Source organism: Amycolatopsis sp. NPDC104863 (assembly GCF_055582965.1).
Genome location: NZ_JBVJOW010000001.1, coordinates 814,495 through 831,331, shown reverse-complemented (window position 1 = coordinate 831,331; position 16,837 = coordinate 814,495). Strand labels below are relative to the sequence as shown.

Annotated in this window: 22 protein-coding genes and 1 pseudogene; 10 read left to right on the top strand and 13 right to left on the bottom strand. The window is 71.4% G+C overall.

The annotated features are described in order from the left end of the window. Positions 1-70: 70 nt before the first annotated feature. Genes ACZ63J_RS03645 through ACZ63J_RS03635 form a run of 3 tightly spaced genes read right to left on the bottom strand, consistent with a single transcriptional unit; the run spans position 71 to position 2,610 of the window. The gene (locus tag ACZ63J_RS03645) at positions 71-835 is read right to left on the bottom strand and encodes an ABC transporter permease (protein WP_465399899.1); all 765 of its coding nucleotides are present in this window, start codon (positions 833-835) and stop codon (positions 71-73) included. 20 nt (positions 836-855) lie between these two features. Then, positions 856-1,617 (bottom strand): ABC transporter permease, encoded by a 762-nt coding sequence (locus ACZ63J_RS03640; RefSeq protein ID WP_465399900.1) that lies wholly within the window; start codon positions 1,615-1,617, stop codon positions 856-858. A 3-nt stretch (positions 1,618-1,620) separates the two neighbouring features. Next, positions 1,621-2,610: an ABC transporter substrate-binding protein gene (locus ACZ63J_RS03635; protein ID WP_465399901.1), complete on the bottom strand. Its 990-nt coding sequence runs from the start codon at positions 2,608-2,610 to the stop codon at positions 1,621-1,623. 128 nt (positions 2,611-2,738) lie between these two features. Here ACZ63J_RS03635 and ACZ63J_RS03630 point away from each other — a divergent pair, with 128 nt between their 5' ends. From ACZ63J_RS03630 to ACZ63J_RS03620, 3 genes are all read left to right on the top strand, one after another. After that, positions 2,739-3,449, top strand: coding sequence for a methyltransferase domain-containing protein (locus ACZ63J_RS03630; protein WP_465399902.1), 711 nt, complete (start codon positions 2,739-2,741; stop codon positions 3,447-3,449). Positions 3,450-3,532: 83 nt separating this feature from the next. Continuing rightward, positions 3,533-4,171, top strand: a complete 639-nt coding sequence (locus ACZ63J_RS03625; RefSeq protein ID WP_465399903.1) for an HD domain-containing protein — start codon at positions 3,533-3,535, stop codon at positions 4,169-4,171. Positions 4,172-4,211: 40 nt separating this feature from the next. Beyond that, entirely contained in the window at positions 4,212-5,132 is a 921-nt protein-coding gene (locus tag ACZ63J_RS03620; RefSeq protein WP_465399904.1) for an NADP-dependent oxidoreductase, read from the top strand. On the opposite strand, the gene ACZ63J_RS03615 is transcribed toward ACZ63J_RS03620, so the two are convergent. Next, entirely contained in the window at positions 5,124-5,756 is a 633-nt protein-coding gene (locus ACZ63J_RS03615) for a TetR/AcrR family transcriptional regulator (RefSeq protein WP_465399905.1), read from the bottom strand. The two genes, ACZ63J_RS03620 and ACZ63J_RS03615, sit on opposite strands and share 9 nt — an antisense overlap. Before the next feature lie 65 nt (positions 5,757-5,821). On the opposite strand from ACZ63J_RS03615, the gene ACZ63J_RS03610 reads away from it, so the two are divergent. Both ACZ63J_RS03610 and ACZ63J_RS03605 read left to right on the top strand, forming a co-directional pair. Beyond that, on the top strand, positions 5,822-7,342 hold the full coding sequence (locus ACZ63J_RS03610) for an FAD-dependent monooxygenase (protein WP_465399906.1): 1,521 nt from the start codon (positions 5,822-5,824) through the stop codon (positions 7,340-7,342). A 140-nt stretch (positions 7,343-7,482) separates the two neighbouring features. Further along, complete coding sequence (locus ACZ63J_RS03605; protein ID WP_465399907.1) at positions 7,483-7,929, top strand: peptidase inhibitor family I36 protein; 447 nt, start codon at positions 7,483-7,485, stop codon at positions 7,927-7,929. Here ACZ63J_RS03605 and ACZ63J_RS03600 read toward each other — a convergent pair. The 3 genes from ACZ63J_RS03600 to ACZ63J_RS03590 are packed head-to-tail and all read right to left on the bottom strand — an operon-like array spanning position 7,926 to position 10,273. Continuing rightward, positions 7,926-8,318, bottom strand: a complete 393-nt coding sequence (locus tag ACZ63J_RS03600; RefSeq protein WP_465399908.1) for an RDD family protein — start codon at positions 8,316-8,318, stop codon at positions 7,926-7,928. The two genes, ACZ63J_RS03605 and ACZ63J_RS03600, sit on opposite strands and share 4 nt — an antisense overlap. 33 nt (positions 8,319-8,351) lie before the next feature. Further along, the gene (gene dmpG, locus ACZ63J_RS03595) at positions 8,352-9,377 is read right to left on the bottom strand and encodes a 4-hydroxy-2-oxovalerate aldolase (protein WP_465399909.1); all 1,026 of its coding nucleotides are present in this window, start codon (positions 9,375-9,377) and stop codon (positions 8,352-8,354) included. Beyond that, the gene (locus tag ACZ63J_RS03590) at positions 9,374-10,273 is read right to left on the bottom strand and encodes an acetaldehyde dehydrogenase (acetylating) (RefSeq protein WP_465399910.1); all 900 of its coding nucleotides are present in this window, start codon (positions 10,271-10,273) and stop codon (positions 9,374-9,376) included. Before ACZ63J_RS03590 ends, dmpG begins: the two co-directional genes overlap by 4 nt. Positions 10,274-10,413: 140 nt before the next feature. Between ACZ63J_RS03590 and ACZ63J_RS03585 the strand changes: the two genes are divergently transcribed. Continuing rightward, a complete protein-coding gene (locus tag ACZ63J_RS03585) occupies positions 10,414-10,629 on the top strand; it encodes a hypothetical protein (RefSeq protein WP_465399911.1) in 216 nt (71 codons plus the stop codon). Between the two features lie 402 nt (positions 10,630-11,031). On the opposite strand, the gene ACZ63J_RS03580 is transcribed toward ACZ63J_RS03585, so the two are convergent. The 4 genes from ACZ63J_RS03580 to ACZ63J_RS03565 all read right to left on the bottom strand — a co-directional run bounded on the left by ACZ63J_RS03580 (position 11,032) and on the right by ACZ63J_RS03565 (position 12,492). Further along, positions 11,032-11,238: an EF-Tu C-terminal domain-related protein gene (locus ACZ63J_RS03580; protein ID WP_465399995.1), complete on the bottom strand. Its 207-nt coding sequence runs from the start codon at positions 11,236-11,238 to the stop codon at positions 11,032-11,034. Beyond that, a complete protein-coding gene (locus ACZ63J_RS03575) occupies positions 11,162-11,437 on the bottom strand; it encodes an EF-Tu/IF-2/RF-3 family GTPase (RefSeq protein ID WP_465399912.1) in 276 nt (91 codons plus the stop codon). The genes ACZ63J_RS03580 and ACZ63J_RS03575 overlap by 77 nt, the downstream gene beginning before the upstream one ends. 112 nt (positions 11,438-11,549) lie before the next feature. Further along, positions 11,550-11,708 (bottom strand): hypothetical protein, encoded by a 159-nt coding sequence (locus ACZ63J_RS03570; RefSeq protein WP_465399913.1) that lies wholly within the window; start codon positions 11,706-11,708, stop codon positions 11,550-11,552. 220 nt (positions 11,709-11,928) lie between these two features. Continuing rightward, entirely contained in the window at positions 11,929-12,492 is a 564-nt protein-coding gene (locus ACZ63J_RS03565) for a helix-turn-helix domain-containing protein (RefSeq protein WP_465399914.1), read from the bottom strand. An 18-nt stretch (positions 12,493-12,510) separates the two neighbouring features. Here ACZ63J_RS03565 and ACZ63J_RS03560 point away from each other — a divergent pair, with 18 nt between their 5' ends. Continuing rightward, the gene (locus ACZ63J_RS03560; protein ID WP_465399915.1) at positions 12,511-13,071 is read left to right on the top strand and encodes a GNAT family N-acetyltransferase; all 561 of its coding nucleotides are present in this window, start codon (positions 12,511-12,513) and stop codon (positions 13,069-13,071) included. On the opposite strand, the gene ACZ63J_RS03555 is transcribed toward ACZ63J_RS03560, so the two are convergent. Then, positions 13,016-13,600 (bottom strand): helix-turn-helix domain-containing protein, encoded by a 585-nt coding sequence (locus tag ACZ63J_RS03555; protein ID WP_465312106.1) that lies wholly within the window; start codon positions 13,598-13,600, stop codon positions 13,016-13,018. The two genes, ACZ63J_RS03560 and ACZ63J_RS03555, sit on opposite strands and share 56 nt — an antisense overlap. 77 nt (positions 13,601-13,677) lie before the next feature. On the opposite strand from ACZ63J_RS03555, the gene ACZ63J_RS03550 reads away from it, so the two are divergent. From ACZ63J_RS03550 to ACZ63J_RS03540, 3 genes and pseudogenes are all read left to right on the top strand, one after another. After that, positions 13,678-14,631, top strand: a complete 954-nt coding sequence (locus ACZ63J_RS03550) for an NAD(P)/FAD-dependent oxidoreductase (protein ID WP_465399916.1) — start codon at positions 13,678-13,680, stop codon at positions 14,629-14,631. Positions 14,632-14,671: 40 nt separating this feature from the next. Then, positions 14,672-15,145 carry a group II truncated hemoglobin gene (locus ACZ63J_RS03545; RefSeq protein ID WP_465399917.1) on the top strand — a complete coding sequence of 158 codons (474 nt, stop codon included), beginning with the start codon at positions 14,672-14,674 and terminating at the stop codon, positions 15,143-15,145. 245 nt (positions 15,146-15,390) lie between these two features. Continuing rightward, positions 15,391-15,921 (top strand): annotated as a pseudogene (locus tag ACZ63J_RS03540) (TIGR03086 family metal-binding protein); the annotation flags it as partial. Positions 15,922-15,931: 10 nt separating this feature from the next. Here the strand turns inward: ACZ63J_RS03540 and ACZ63J_RS03535 are convergent. Then, positions 15,932-16,828 carry an NAD-dependent protein deacetylase gene (locus ACZ63J_RS03535; RefSeq protein WP_465399918.1) on the bottom strand — a complete coding sequence of 299 codons (897 nt, stop codon included), beginning with the start codon at positions 16,826-16,828 and terminating at the stop codon, positions 15,932-15,934. Positions 16,829-16,837: the final 9 nt, after the last annotated feature.

Here is a 16,837-nt window from a genome sequence, read left to right as displayed (position 1 = left end):
AGTGAACAAGATCGTCCTCGGACACATGACGTTCCCACACGGGACCAGATGAACTCAACGCAGGTTGGTCCTACACCTCCACTGGGTTCACTGCCGCGTGGTGGCGGCCGAGCGCTCGTTTCTCCACCACCAGGAACAGCCAGTTCAAGACATTCCCCAGAACCCCGACCAAAACGATCCAAGCCCACACAGCCGACAGGTCAAAGCTCTGGCTGGCGAACAGGAACTGATAACCAATCCCGTTCGTAGCGCCCACCAGCTCCGAGATCACCATCAGCACCAGAGACAGCCCAAGCGCGATCCGCATGCCCGAGAAGATCTTCGGGAGCGACGCCGGGAGGATCACCACGAACAGCAGCCGTAGCCGTCGAGTTCCGAACACCCTGGCCGTGTCGACCATGATCGGGTCCACCGACTGCGCGCCCTGGATCGTGTTCAGCAGCACCGGCCACACCACGCCGAAGACTATCGTGGCCAGTTGGACCGGGGTGCCGATCTTGAACAGCACCAAGAACACCGGCAAGAGCGCCGGCGCCGGGAGTGCTCGGCCGAAGTTGATCACCGCGTCCGCGTAGTCGAGGCCTGCTCGAGACCGGCCCAGTACCAGACCGAAAACCACGCCCGCCGCGCTGCCGATGAGCCAGCCGGTCAGGAGGCGGCCAAGGCTCGGCATGATGTTCTCGATCGCCAGCCTGGTCAGGAACAGGTGGCTCGGCGGGCCGGCGAACCACAGTTCGTGCATCTTCCCGGCGATCTCGACCGGGGTCGGGAAGTACGCGTCGTCGAAGTACGCGGTCAGGGCCTGCCACACGACCACACCGATGACGAACACCACCCACCGCTGGAGGACACCCCTCATCGCGGCTCCCCCGGCGCCCACACGACGAACTTCCGTTGCAGTGCCGCGAACGCGCTGTTGCTCAGGTATCCGACGAGTCCGGCGAGCACCGCCCCCGCCAGCACGACGTCCAAGTGGCCGCTCTCGTCTCCGTACCGGATGAGGTAGATCCCGATACCACGGTCGCCGCCGAACACCAGCTCTGTCGAAACCACCACCAGCAACGCGAACGTCGATGCGATGCGCAGGCTCGTGATCGCGAACGGCACCACGTCGGGCAGCTTGACCCACAGGAGCACCGACAGCCGGCCGAGGCCGAAGGTTCGCGCCGTTTCGATGTAGCCGCGCTCGACCTCGCCGAGCGCGTAGACGATGTTGAACACGATCGGCCAGATCGCCGCGTACACCGCGAGCGTGATCTTCGTTCCCGGTCCGTCCGAAAGAATGATGTAGAACAGCGGCCACCACATGATCGCCGGGATCGGGCGCAGGAACTCGATCACCGCGCCCGCCGCCGTGCGCACCACCGGGATGCTGCCGAGCAGCAGGCCGCCGGGAACCGCGATCAGCACCGCGACGCCCAGCGCGATCAGCCACGCGAGGAGCGTCGCGACCAGGTCGAGCTGGAACTCGCGATCGCCGAGCATCCGGACCAGCGCGACGACGACTTCGGACGGCGGCGGGAAGTACTCCCGCGCGATCACGCCGGAGCGGCTGAACCCCTCCCACGCGAGGAGGAGCACAGCCACCCCGGCCAGACGGCGGAGGAACCGGCGCATCACCTACGACGCCGGCGCCTGGTAGATCATCGGACCGACGTCGAACTTCTGCTTGAGGTCACCGTAGGTCAGCATCAGGTCGGCGACCTTCTGCAGCCGGGCCCGGTCGACCGCGGCCGGGAAGACACCGACGCCGGCCGCGTTCGCGACACCCGGCTCGATCTTGGCGTAGTCCTGCAGGGTCTTCCGGACCGTCTGCTCGTCGGCCAGGTCGCCCTGTCCCTTGGCCATCGCGCGGGCGAACGCGGCGGTCGTCTTCGGGTCGTTCTTGACGAAGTCCGCCGGCGCGACGTAGCCGCTGATCGAGAAGTCCGCCACCGGCCCGGTCGCCCGGTCGACCACCACCTTGGCGCCGAGCTGCTGCTTGGCCATGGTCAGGTTCGGCTCCTGCAGCGACATGACGTCGATCTGCCCGGTCTGCAGGGCGTTGAGCGCGTTCGCGGTCGGGATGACCTTGAACTGGACGCCGCCGGGATCGACCCCGGCGGCCTTGATGACCGCCTTGCTGGTGAGCGTCACGTTGCCGACCAGCGCGTTGACGCCGACCGACTTGCCCGGCAGGTCCTTCGGCGAGCTGATCGGCGACTGCGGCATCGCGACCAGTGCGGTCATCCCCGGCTTGGCCTGCAGGCCGTCCGCGACCGTCCGCAGGTCGACCGTCCCCTCGGACTGGGCCGCGATGAACGAAGTCCAGTTGCCGAAGGCGAAGTCCAGCTCCCCCGTCTTGAGCTTGGGCACCGCCTCGGTGGCGCTCTTGATGGTGACCAGCTCGACCTGAAGGCCCTCGGCGCCGAAGTAACCCGCGCTGCGTGCCCGCTCGAAGCCGGCGATGTCGATCAGCTGCGGGATGATGCCGACCTTGACGGTGGCCTTCTCGACCTTGTTGTTGCTGCCGACGTTGTCGTCCGACCCGCCGAGCAGGCCGCACCCGCCCAGCGCGGCGACAGCGGAAACGACGGCTGCGGCGGTGATCCACCGCCGGAATGTGTTCATGGGGCCCCTCCCTCGATGACGGGAAGGGAGACTACCGGTTCATTGTCGTCCAACTGGGCGGCAATGGGAAAATAAGTGACGGGCAGGAGGGGGAAGTCCTCTCGTCGGATTGCCATGGGGAGACAATGATGACCAAACCGGACGAACTGCGCCCCGAGAACCGGATCGGCGCGGTGCTCGTCAGCTCGCGCTCGCTTGACGAATACCGCCGGATGTTCGCCCTCACCGACGCCGACCTCGCCGGGCGGATCCTCGACTGCCCCGGCGGTGCGGCCAGCCTGACGGCGGAGGTCAACGCGGCCGGCGGGACGACGCTGGCGTGCGACCCGGTGTACGAGCGCCCGGTCGAGCAGGTCCGGGAGGCCGCGCTCGAGAGCCTGCGCCGCGGGTACGCCTACCACCAGGCCAACCCGGACGAGTACGTGTGGACGTACTTCCGCGACCCGGGCCACTACCTGGAGTCGCGGACCCGGTCGGTGGAGCTGTTCGCGGCCGACCGCACCGCGCACCCGGAGAACTACCTCCGGGCCGCGTTGCCCGCGTTGCCGTTCCCGGACGGGGAGTTCGACCTGGTGCTGAGCTCGCACCTGCTGTTCAGCTACGCCGACCGGCTCGACCGCGCGTTCCACGTGGCCAGCCTGCGCGAGCTGGCGAGGATCGGCCGCGAGGTCCGCGTGTTCCCCCTGGTGCCGATGGGCCTGGCCGAGACCCCGGAGCTGGCGCCGGTCCGCGCCGAGCTGGCGGCGGCCGGGCTGCACACGACCGTCCGGCCCGTGGACTACGAGTTCCAGCGCGGCGGCGACGCCATGATGACGATCAGCCGGGCCACCCACGAGTGATGTTCCGTTACACACATTGACTGTAACTTAACTCGCGGCTACCTTGGCCGAGGGCGGAGACCATCAACGAAAGCGCTGACGTCATGTCCGAGATCATCGCGGGAGTGGAAGTTCCCGAGACCGCGGCCGTCGCCGAGGCGACGCGGCTCGTCCAGGCCACGACCAGTCCCCTCCTCTACCACCACTCCCGCCGGGTCTACTTCTTCAGCCGGCTCCACGCCCGCCGGCTCGAGGTGGACCCCGATCCCGAGCTGCTGTACCTCGCCGCGATGTTCCACGACTCCGGTCTCCTGACGCCGTTTTCGGCGACGGAACAGCGGTTCGAGGTCGACGGCGCCGACCACGGCCGCAGGTTCCTGCTCGACCACGGCTTCTCCGCCGCGGCCGCCGAAACCGTCTGGACAGCCATCGCGCTGCACACGACCCCGGGCATTCCCGGCCGCATGGGGCCGGAGATCGCCACGACGCATTTCGGGGTGCTGACCGACATCCTCGGCTTCGGGCTGGACGGAATGGACACCGCGCAGGTGGACGAAATCGTCGCCGCGCACCCCCGAGGCGACTTCAAGAACGCGTTCCTCAGCACCTACCTCGACGGCCTGAAGAACCGCCCGGAGACGGCCAACGGAACCGTCAACGCCGACGTCCTCGAGCACTTCGTCCCCGGTTTCCGCCGCACCACCACCGTCGAACGCATCCTCGGCTCCGCCTGGCCGAGCTGACGCACGCGGCCCGGCGAAGACCACCCCGAAAGGAACCACCATGCAAGCCATCACCGTACGAGACCGCGACGCCGGTGTCGGCGGGCTCACCCTGACCGACCTGCCCCACCCGCACGCCGCCGAGAACGACGTCATCGTTCAGGTCCACGCCGCCGGCTTCACGCCCGGCGAGCTCGACTGGCCCGCCACCTGGACCGACCGCGCGGGCCACGACCGGACGCCGAGCGTGCCCGGGCACGAGCTGGCCGGAGTGGTCGTCGAACTCGGGTACGGCACCACCGGTCTCACGATCGGCCAGCGGGTCTTCGGCCTCGGCGACTGGGCCCGCGACGGCTCCCTCGCCGAGTACACCGCCGTGGAGGCCCGCAACCTCGCGCCGCTGCCCGCCGACATCGATTACGCCGTCGCCGCGGCACTGCCGGTCTCGGGGCTGACGGCGTGGCAGGGCCTGGTCGGCCACGCCGGGCTCACGACCGGGCAGACCGTGCTGATCCACGGCGCGGCCGGCGGGGTCGGCTCGATCGCCGTCCAGCTCGCGCGCGAGCTCGGCGCCCGGGTCATCGGCACCGGCCGGGCCGCCGACCGCGACGTCGTGCTGGAGCTGGGCGCCCACTCCTTCGCCGACCTGGCCGCCGATCCCTGGTCCGGGATCGGCGAGGTCGACGTGGTCCTCGACGTCATCGGCGGTGACGTCCTCGAGCGCTCGGCCGCGCTGGTGCGCCCGGGCGGCACCGTCGTGACCATCGCGGAGCCGACCGCCGTGCGGCCGAAGGACGGGCGCACCGTCTTCTTCGTCGTCGAGCCCGACCGCGCGCGGCTGGCGGACCTCGCCCAGCGGGTGCGGGACGGCCGGCTGCGGCCCCTCGTCGGCGACGTGCGCTCGCTCGCCGAAACGGCCGACGCGTTCACCCGCCGCCGCCGCACTCCCGGCAAGACGATCATCCAGGTGTTGTCAGACTGACTCCCCCGGGAAGTCGCCCACCCCGTTCTCGGCCAGGTCGAAGGCCTGGTTGATGAACCCGACCTGCTCCTTCCGGACGACCTCCGGCTCGTCGCCGGCCATGATGCGGCTCATCGCGTGCGTGAAGATCGTCGTGATCGCCGTGGTCACCAGGCCGGCGACCATCCGGGAGCGGAAGGCGTCCCCGGTCTCCTTCTTGAACACCTCCGCCAGCGCGTCGGCGATCTCGCGCTCCTGCTCGTACCAGCGCGCCGTCAAGGCCGGGCTCGAGGTGAGCACCCACCAGAACCCGGGGCCGCCGGCGATGGCGCCCGAAAGCGGATGGCCGGCGGCCAGCAGCTCCTGCTGGTGGTTTCGCAGCGCGGCCACCACCGACGTGCCCGCGGGGCGGGAGGTCACGGCCGCCACGAGGTCGGCCAGGCGGTCGGCGTGCCGGTCGAGGAACAGGTCTTCCTTGCGCGGGAAGTAGTTGAACACGGTCATCTTCGAGACGCCGGCCGCTTCGGCGACCTCCGCGACCGTCACCTCGTCGAAGCCGCGGTGGATGAACAGACCCGTCGCCACGTCCGCGATCAGCTGGCGGGTGGCCCGTTTTTTCCGTTCGCGCAGTCCGTCGTCCACCATGAGCCGAGAGTATAGACTGATCATAAAGTTTGACTCGGTAAAAGTTTATCGGCATCATCGGAGCCATGAACAGGGATGTGGTGATCTCCGGGGGCGGACCGGTCGGGCTGATGCTCGCCTGCGAACTGCGGCTCCACGGCGTCGACGTGCTCGTGGTCGAACGGCTGCCCGAACCGGACCAGACGATCAAGGCGGGGTCGATCAACCTGCCGACGGCCGAGGCGTTCTACCGCCGCGGTATGCTGCCCGCGCTCGACGAGAACGTGCGGCAGAACTTCGAACGGATCCAGGAGTTCCTGAAGTCGCGCGGCGGGGGCGGGCCCGGGCCGAAGCCCGCGATGCCGGTCGGGCACTTCGCCGGGATCATGGTCGGCGCGGGCGGGGTCCACTTCGACGACCCCGACTTCCGCGACGTCGGGCCCGCGGCCCGGGTCGTCGTGATCCAGCAGCAGGCCGTCGAGGCGATCCTCGGCGAACGCGCGAAGGAGCTGGGGGTCGAGGTCCGGCGCGGCGCCGAGGTGACCGGCTTCGACGCCGACGACGACGGTGTGACCGTCCGGATCGGGGACGAAGAGGTCCGCGCGGGCTGGCTCGTCGGCTGCGACGGGGGTCGCAGCTTCGTCCGCAAGCAGGCCGGCTTCGCGTTCCCGGGCACCGATCCCGCCATCACCGGACGGCAGGCGATGGTCGAGCTCACCGGCGCCGACGGGCTTCCCGGCGGCTGGCAGCACGGCACCGGCGGCCTGTACGTCCACGGGCCGATGCCGGGGCGGATCCTCACCGTCGAGTTCGACGGCCCGCCCGCCGACCGCGACGCGCCGATCACCGCGCAGGAGCTGGAAGACAGCTTCCGGCGGGTGTCCGGCGCGGACGTCCGGGTGACGAAGGTGCACAGCGCGACCCGCTTCACCGACAACGCCCGCCAGGCGGCGACCTACCGCCAGGGCCGCGTCCTGCTGGCCGGCGACGCGGCGCACGTCCACTCGCCGTTCGGCGGGCAGGGGCTCAACCTCGGTGTCGGGGACGCCGTCAACCTCGGCTGGAAGCTCGCCGCGACGATCCGCGGCTGGGCGCCGGGCGGCCTGCTCGACAGCTACACCACCGAACGCCACCCCATCGGCGAGTGGGTGCTCGAGTGGACCCGGGCGCAGGTCGCGCTGATGCGCACCGACGCCCGGACCCGGGCGCTGCGCCAGGTCGTCACCGATCTCCTGCACACCGACGACGGCGCGACGTACCTGGCGAAGAAGCTCTCCGGCGTGCTGCACCGCTACCCGATCGAGGGCGAGCACGACCTCACCGGCCGCGGGGCGCCCGACTTCGCGTTCGCCGACGGCACCCGGCTCGGCGAGCACCTCCAGGACGGCCAGGCGCTCCTGCTGGACCTCGCCGAGAGCGCCGACGTCCGCGACGCGGCTTCCGCGTGGGCCGGGCGCGTCCGGGTGCTGAGCGTGAAGTGCGAGAGCGAGCCGTCCCTCACCGGGGTGCTGATCCGGCCGGACGGGCACATCGCCTGGGCGCGGGAAGACGGCACGACCGCGGGACTGGCGGACGCGCTGCACCGGTGGTTCGGCGAGCCCGCCTGACTTGCGCGCCAGGCGCCGACAACGACGTCGGCGCCTGGCGTGCGCTGGGCCGATCGAGTGAACCCCCGGGAGGCCGGTAAACCGGATCAGCGGCCGGCAGTGATGCGGCTGAGGGGCGACCGATCCAGGAACGGAGACCCATGCGTGCGAAACGGGCACTGATCGGGTTCACGGCACTCGCCGCCGCGCTCACCGGAACCTCTCTCACGGCTCCGGCCGCCTCCGCGGCGCCCCTCTCCGGCTGCCCCGACCTCTACCTCTGCTTCTACTTCAACAGCGGCTTCCAAGGCGCCTTCGCCAACTACGCCTACTCGGACGGCAACCTCGACAACGAGGTGTTCCGGTGGGGCGGCGCCAACGGCCGCGGCGTCCAGGTGAAGAACAACGCCGCCTCGGTCATCAACAACGCGGGCTGGACCGCGACGGTCTACTACAACAGCGGCTGCAACGGCAGCTTCGCGTCGCAGTCGTTCGGCATGTACAGCGGGCACGACTTCACCGCCACCATGAAGAACAACAACGCGAGCTTCCGGTGGCCGTCGGCGGGCGCGATCTTCAGCGACTGCGCCAATCGCGACCAGGACTAGCGCGGGATCGCGTCGGCCACGGGGAGCACGGCGAAGACCACCAGCACGTAGGAGGTGAACAGCCACTCCTTGGCCAGCAGCTCGAACGTCGCTTTTTCGCCGATCGGCTCGACCACGCAGCGCAGGCCGAAGAACGCCCGGCCGAGCGTGGCGCCCCACCACCACTGCAGCAGGACCCGGTGGGCGAACGACACCACCGCGTACGTCGCGATCGCCGTGAGCAGGAACGGGAAGCCCAGCCGCGAGGCGACCACGAGGGCCGCCGTGAGGTGCAGCGCGAGGTCGAGCACGATCGCCCACGTCCGCCGCCACTGGGCGGGCTCGCCGTGGCCGCGGCGGCGTACGACCGACAGCGAGAGGTCCTCGTCGGCCCGCGGTTTTGTTTCCATGCTTGCTTCACGCGCGAGCCCCGCGAACGGTTGTCATCCCTCCGCAGCCAGCTGCACGGCGACGTCGATGATCATGTCCTCCTGGCCGCCGACCAGGGCGAGCTCACCGCAGCGGCGGAGGATCGCCTGCGCCGGGACGCCGTAGCGCTCGGCCGCGCGTTCGGCGTGCAGCAGGAAGCTCGAGTAGACCCCGGCCCAGCCCTGCACGATCGCGTTGCGGTCCATCTTCGGCCAGCGCTGCAGGTACGGGCGGACGACCTCCTCGGCCGCGTCGAGCAGCGCGCCGACGTCTAGGCCGGTCGAGATCTCCAGTCGGTCGAACACCGCCGCGAGGACCTCGGTCGGCGAGTTCCCGGCTCCCGCGCCGAGCGCGCAGAGCGACCCGTCGATGTAGCGGACGCCGGCTTCGTGGGCGAGCACGGAGTTCGCGACGCCGAGGCTCAGGTTCTGGTGGCCGTGGTAGCCGACCCACGCCGTGTCGCCGACTTCGGCGACGAGCGCTTCGAACCGTTGTTTGGCTTCGTGCATCAGCAGCGCGCCGGCCGAGTCGGTCACGTACGCCGCCTGGCAGCCCGCGTCGACCATGATCCGGGCCTGTTTCGCGAGGTCCTCCGGCGGCGTCCGGTGCGCCATCATGAGGAACCCGGCCGTCTCCATCCCCAGCTCCCGCGCGAGCCCGAAGTGCTGCGGCGAGACGTCGGCCTCGGTGCAGTGGGTTGCCACACGGACCATCTCGGCGCCCGCGTCGAACGCGCGCTGGAGGTCTTCGGCAGTGCCGATTCCCGGCACGAGCAGCACGGCGATCTTCGCCTGCTTCGCTTCTTCGCGCGCCGCGGCGATCAGCTTCAGCTCATCGACGGCGGAGAACCCGTAGGTGAACGACGAGCCGCCGAGGCCGTCGCCGTGGGTCACCTCGATCACCTCGACGCCGGCACGGTCGAGCGCGCGCACCGTGTCGCGCACCTGCTGCTCGGTGAAGCGGTGCGCCATGGCGTGGCTGCCGTCGCGCAGGGTCGTGTCGACGATCCGGACGTCGTGCTTCAGTTCCGGGCGGCTCATGCCGGCACCTCCTGCTTGGCGCGGGCCATCAGCTCGCCGACGCGGGCGGCCGCGGCGGTCATGATGTCGAGGTTCCCGGCGTACTCGGGCAGGTAGTCGCCGTTGCCGCGGACCTCGAGGAAGATCCCGACCCGCGCGTGGCCGTCCCATTCCTCGCGCGCATCGTCGAACTGCGGATCGGCGCGGAGCGAGTATCCGGGCACGTACTTTCTCACTTCGTCCGCCATTTCGTGGATCGACGCGGTGATCGCGTCGCGGTCGGCGTCGAGCCCGATCGCGCAGAACACCGTGTCGCGCATGATCATCGGCGGTTCCACCGGGTTGAGGATGATGATCGCCTTGCCGCGGTCGGCACCCCCGATTTCGGCGACGGCGCCGGACGTCGTGCGGGTGAACTCGTCGATGTTCGCGCGGGTTCCCGGGCCCGCGCCGCGCGAAGCCACCGAGGCGACGATCTCCGCGTACGGCACCGGCGTCACCCGGGAAACCGCGTGCACCATGGGAATCGTGGCCTGGCCGCCGCAGGTGATCATCGAAACGTTGGGCGCGTCGAGGTGCGCGCCGAGGTTCACCGGCGGGCACACCATCGGGCCGAGGTGCGCCGGGGTCAGGTCGATGGCCTGGATGCCGGCTTCCGCGTATCGCGGCGCGTTCGCGGCGTGGGCCTTCGCCGACGTCGCCTCGAACACCAGCTCCGGCAGGGGGTCCTGGCGCAGCAGCCAGTCGACCCCCTCGGCGGACACCGCGATCCCCTGCGCGCGGGCGCGGTCGAGCCCGTCGGACTCGACCACCCCGACCACGTAACCGACTTCGAGTACCTCACTGCGTCGCAGCTTCGCCAGCAAATCGGTGCCGATGTTGCCGGGGCCGACGATCGCCGCCTTCACGGGAGCCATGCCCCGACCGTCGCACCGCGGCCGGGTGTCGGGACAGCGGGGTGTTCCGACCAGCGGAACGTCGGCGACCGTGGGCTTCCCGCCGGTTTGATCGACTCGGGATCGGGGCAGCTTGGACGCGTACCGACCGAGGAGGTCCGATGGCGGAGCGAAACCACTGGCACGTGATCCCGAGGACGGCCCCGCTGTGCTGGCTCAGCCTGGCGGCGGGCGTGCTCCTGCTGGTGTCGAGCATCATCACGTTGACGACGGCGGCGAACGTGCCGGTGCTGGCCGTGGTCGTGGCGGTGCTGGCGGTGGGGTTGATGGCGCTGGCCGGGGTTGGGTTGGCTCGGCCGGACCTGCGGGGCCGCTGACCGGACCCGGCTCAGCGGGGGCGACGGCGGGTCGTGGTGCTCCGGCGCGGAGTGGTCGGCTTCTTCGTCGTCGTCGCCGTGGGGGTGTGCGCGCGGGTCTGGGTCGTCCCGGGTGTCGTCGCCACCGGGGAGTCCGTTGTGGCCGGTGCGGTGGTGGTCGTGATCGGCGTGGTTGTGGTCGGCGGTACCACCTGGCCGCTGCCCGACCGCGCGCCCGTGCAGGCCGTCGCCACCAAGGCGGCCGCCAGAACCAGACCACACCAGCACATTCGCACCTTTCGGACGCTAGCAGCGCCGGGCGCGCAAAACCGTCGAACGGCAAAATCGGAGGGGCCCGTCCCCAACCCGGGGACGGGTCCGCTCTTCAGTCCAGCACCTCGGTGATAGTCCCGGCCGCCACGGTCAGGCGGCCTTCGCGAAACCCAGACCCGGGCTCATCGGCACCGGCAGCCCCAGCTCCACCGTCAGCGATGCCGTCTCGCCCGGGCGGACCACCGTCACCCTCTGGGCCAGGCCCACCACGCCGACCACGTCACTCGTGCGGAAGTGGAACTGCGGCCGGTAGTTCGCCGCGAACGGCGTGCGGCGGCCGCCCTCTGCCGTCGACAGGACGTGGACCTCCGCCGGAACCGCGTGTGGGCCGGATGGTGCCCGGCAGGCAGACCACCTGGCCGCGCCGGACCTCGCCGCGCTTCACTCCGCGCAGCAGCACCGCCGCGTTGTCGCCCGCTTCGGCTCGGTCCATCGGCTTGCCGAACGTCTCCAGTCCCGTGACCACAGTGGACACCGCCGGGCCGAGGCCGACCACCTCGACCGCGTGCTCGTCGACGACCGCGAGCAGGTCGAGGACCCGCTGGGTCGCCCGCGAGCGCGCGCAGCCCGGACACGCGGACCACCGGGACCCGGTCGCCGTCGAACCCCTAGCGGGTCAGCAGCTCCCGGACCTCGAGCTTGACCAGGTCGAGTAGGTCCTCGTCCTCGGCGAGGTCGGCCTTGTTCAGCGCGATCACCAGGTGCTCGACCCCGATCCGCCGGTCGAAGGCGACGTAGTGGTTGGCGCCGCCCTGCTCGGCGAGCACCTTGGTGATGGCCGCGGTGAGCGCGTCGACCCTCCCCCGGCGGTTCCGCGGCAGGACAGGGGAATCGGGGAAGGGTCAGCTTCGAGCGCCGGTGGACACAACCGGGAACAGCCGTGCCGAACGGGCGCTCGGCAGGGACAGGCCTGCGAGCGTCGCGCGATCGGACACGGGGAACATGCCGGGAAGAGTGCCACGGCGGCCGCCGCGTCACCGGGTTTTCCTAGGAGCGCGGCCGCATCACGAGCGCGGCGACGTGGTATTCGCACACGTCCTCACCGCGGTTGGCGTAGGAATGCGTTACGTCGGCGGGAAAGTAGACCGAATCGCCCGCGTGCAGCACGTACTCCTCCGATCCCACACCGAGGTGCAACGTCCCCGCCGAGACCGCGACGAACTCGTGGGAACCCGGGGCGTACGCGGGAAACGTGCCCGCGTCGACGTGCGGCGGCAGCGTCGTGCGGATCCATTCGAAGTTGACGCCGGGGACGACCGGCGTCAGCACCGTGCGGCGCCAGCCGCCCGGCTCGGCGACGTGCTCCTGCGCGGCCGCGCGGCGGAGGATCACCCGGTCGGCCTCGAGGTCGGCCAGCAGCCGCGAAAGCGACAGCCCGAGGCCGTCCGCGATCCGTGACAGCACCACGACCGTCGGCGTCTTCTCGCCGCGTTCGATGGCCGACAGCATGCTGACGCTGACCCCGGCCGCCTTCGCCAGGGCGCTCAGCGCCAGCGCCCGGTCGGCGCGCAGGTCGTGCAGGCGGCGGCCGAGGACGACGGGATCAATCATTCCTCTATAATACAGATTATGTCCACTATAGAGGAAATTCGGCCGGTGACCGAGGCCGACGCCGAGGGCATCGCGGCGGTCTTCGCGCCGTACGTCACCGACTCGGTCGTCACCTTCGAGACCACCCCGCCGACCCCGGCGCAGTGGCGCGCGAAGATCCGGGCGAGCGAGCTGCCGTTCCTCGTGCTGGCGAACGGAACCGACGTCCTGGGGTACGCGCTGGCCACGCCGTGGCGACCGAAGCCGGCGTACCGGTTCTCGGTGGAGACGACGATCTACCTCGCGCCCGGCGCCACCGGCCGCGGACACGGCCGGCGCCTGCTCGACGAACTGCTCAAGCACTGCAGTGAAGCCGGGGCGCGGCAGGCGATCGCCGTGGTGGTCGACTCCGGCAGCCCCGCGTCGCGGAACCTGCACCGCGCGGCCGGGTTCACCGACGCCGGCGTGCTGCGCCGCGTCGGGTTCAAGCACGACCGCTGGCTCGACACCGTCCTGATGCAGCGCGAACTCGGCCAGCGGCCGGTCAGCGGGACTTCGCCCGCAGGTGCAGCCGCTCCCCCTGCTTCCCGAACAGGCTGAGGATCTCCGCCGGCCGGTCGACCGCGCCGAACCAGTGCGGGAGCCGCGTGTCGAACTCCGCCGCCTCGCCCGGGCCGAGCGTCATGTCGCGGTCGGCCAGCACCAGGCGGAGGCGGCCCGACAGGACGTAGAGCCACTCGTACCCCTCGTGCACCTGCGGGTCGGGCTCGCTCGCGTCCGGCTCGAGGATCATCTTGAACGCCTGGGGCGCGCCCGGCTGGCGGGTCAGCGGGAGCACCGTCATCGCCGTGCCGTTGTGGCGCGGGATGCGGCGCGCGGTCAGGCGGACACGGGGGTCGCCGACCTCCGGGGCGCCCACCAGCTCGTCCAGCGGGACCTGGTGGGCCTGGGCGATCGGCAGCAGCAGCTCCAGGCTCGGCTTCCGCTGCCCGGACTCCAGCCGGGACAGCGTGCTCTTCGAAATCCCCGTCGCCGTCGACAGGTCCGCCAGCGTGACCCGCCGCTGGGTGCGGACCCGCTTGAGCCGGGGGCCGACCTCGGCCAGGGCCTGGGTGATCGCGTCCGTCATGCCCCCAGGAAACGCCGTCGTTGCGGAAATGGCAACATTTGTTGTCGGATCCGCGACGCCGGGCGCAGGGTGGCCGCATGACCGAAAACAACTATGACGTCCTGGTGGTGGGTGGCGGCGCGGCGGGTCTCAGCGCCGCCCTGATGCTGGGCCGGGCGCGCAGGCGCGTCGCGGTCGTCGACGGCGGTGCGCCCCGCAACGCGCCCGCGTCGCACATGCACGGTTTCCTTTCCCGCGACGGCCTCCCGCCGTCCGAACTGCTCAAGATCGGCCGCGAGGAGCTCGCCGGGTACGGCGTCGACCTCCTCGACGACCAGGTCACCCGGCTCGACGACGGGTTCACCGCGCGGCTCGCGAGCGGCCGGGAGCTCACCGCCCGGCGCGTCCTGGTCGCCACCGGCGTCCACGACGACCTGCCGGACCTGCCCGGCCTGCGCGAAAGCTGGGGCACCGACGCGGTGACCTGCCCGTACTGCCACGGCTACGAGGTGCGCGACCAGCCGCTCGGGGTGCTCGGCACCGAGCCCGCGAGCGTCGAGCACGCACTGCTGGTGCGCCAGTGGTCGCCGGACGTCGTGTACTTCGCGCACACCACGCCACCGTCCGAAGAGGACCGCGAACGGCTCGACGCACGGGGCATCCGGGTCGTCGACGGCGTCGTGACCGCCCTTCGGCGGGAAAACGGGCACCTCACCGGGATCGAGCTGGGCGGCCGGTTCGTGCCGCGGGTGGCGCTGTTCGTCCGGACCCGGACGGTCCCGCACGACGACGTGCTGCGCGGACTCGGCTGCGCCGTCACCGAAGACGACGTCGTGGCCGTCGACCCGGTGGGCAAGACCAGCGTGCCGGGCGTGTGGGCGGCCGGGAACGTCGTCGACGCGCGGGCCACCGTGATCATCGCCGCGGCCCAGGGCGCGGCGGCCGCGGGCGCGCTGAACCACGACCTCGTCGCCGAAGACGTCCGGCAGGCGGTCGACGCGTTCGGCGGCTTCACCCCGGCTGCGGAACGCGCCGCCGCCGCGGCGCGCTGACGTCCTAGCGTTCGGCGGGCGCGCGTGCCAGGCTCGGCGGGTGCGCCCGACGTTGTACGACTTCGCCGGCGGTGACCCCGCGTTCCTCGCGCTGGCCGCCGCCCACCACGAGCGTTGCCTGGCCGACCCCGAGCTGAACCACCCGTTCTCGCACCCCGGGCAGCACCCGCGGCACGTCGAACGGCTGGCGCGGTACTGGGCCGAGGTGCTGGGCGGGCCGCCGACGTTCTCCGCCGAGTACAGCGACCACTCGGCGATGCTGCGGATGCACGCCGGCAACGGCGACATGAGCGACCTCGGCCGCCGGTTCGTGACGTGCTTCGTGCAGGCCGCCGACGACGCCGGTCTGCCCGCCGACCCCGAGTTCCGCGCCGCGCTGCGGGCCTACATGGAGTGGGCGGTGGCCGAGGTGCTCACCTACCCCGGCCCGGCCGGCGACGTCCCCGCCGGGCTGGCGATGCCGCGCTGGTCGTGGGACGGACTGCAAGCAGGGTACCGATCCGGCCGAAAGTAGGCCGCCCCCGGATCGGCACGTAACCGTTTCCCGAGAGGCCTTCGGCCGTGGCTGCGGTCGGATCGGTACCGAACAGCACTGTAACGACGTGAGGGGCCCGCGCGTCTTGTGAGCAACGACCGGCTGTGGAGGTCCGTCGCAGAGCCGGCCCGGGCGGGTTTCCCCCCGATCCGCCCGGGGCCGGCTCGTCCACGACGTCCGATTCCCGCGAGCACCACCGCCACCCGCCCGGCCAGACTGCGGCCATGACGCTCCTGGACCGCTACCTCCTCGCCGCCGAGGGTTTCGAGCACCACCTCCGGGCGGTCGCACCGGACGGCTGGGGCGCTCCGACACCGTGCTCCGAGTGGGACGTCCGGGCGCTGGTGAACCACATGACCCGCGGCAACCTCAACTACGTCGCGCTCCTGCGCGGGAGCAGCCGCGAAGAGTTCCTGGCCGCCCGCGACGTCGACGCACTCGGGACCGACCCGGTCGCGGCGTACACCGCGTCGGTGCGGGGGTGCGCGGCGGCGTTCGCCGAACCGGGCGCGCTGGACCGGGTCGTCGACTACCCGCTGGGCGAGCTGACCGGGCGGCGGGCCCTGGCCGTGCGGACCACCGACAGCACGATCCACACCTGGGATCTGGCGCGGGCGCTCGGCGCCGACGACACCCTCGATCCGGGTCTGGTCGCCTGGATCGACGAGGACTTCGACACGATCTTCGCCGGGCTCGCGCTCGGCCCGGCGTTCTTCGCCGGCCCGCCACCCGTCGCACCCGGCGCGTCCCGGCAGGACCGGCTGCTCACGCGCTTCGGCCGTGACCCCCGCAGCCCAGCCGTGCGGCCAGTTCCGGCAGCGCCCGCCCCAGCGGCAGGTCCACCCGCACCGACGCGTGCCGGTCACCGCGGGTCTGTCCGCGGTTGACGATCACCACCGGCTTGCCCGCGGCCGCCGCGTGGCGGACGAACCGCAGGCCCGACATCACGGTCAGTGAAGAACCCAGCACCAGCAACGCGCCGGCGTCGTCGACCAGCCGGTAGCACTGCTCGACGCGCGGGCGCGGCACGTTCTCGCCGAAGAACACGACGTCCGGCTTGAGCACCCCGGCGCATTCCGTGCACGGCACCGGCGTGAACCGGCGGACGACGTCCTCGGGCAGTTCGACGTCGCCGTCCGGGTTGATCCGGGTGGCCGTCCCCTCGAAGGCCGGGTTCGCCGCCCGCAGCCGCCGGTCCAGCTCCGCCCGGGGGCTCGTGCGGCGGCAGGCCAGGCAGATCACGCGGTCCAGGCTGCCGTGCAGCTCGACCGCGTCGGCGGTGCCCGCCGCCTGGTGCAGCCCGTCGACGTTCTGCGTGATCACGCCGGAGACAAAACCGCCGTCGCGCAACGCCGTGACCGCGCGGTGGCCGTCGTTGGGGTCGGCGCGGGCGATCGTGCGCCAGCCGAGGTGGCTGCGCGCCCAGTACCGCTGCCGGCCTTCGGCGCTGGAGACGAACTCGTCGTAGGTCATCGGCGTGTGCCGGCGCAGGCTGCCGCTCTCGCCGCGGTAGTCGGGGATCCCGGACTCGGTGGACAGGCCGGCGCCGCTGAGCACGGCCACCCGGCGCCGCGCGAGGACGTCGGTGACTTCGTCGAGGCTGGACGTCCGCGGCAGCGGCGCCTCCGCCGACGTCCAGGTCAGGGTGGGTCGGGTCCGCACCACGCCAGG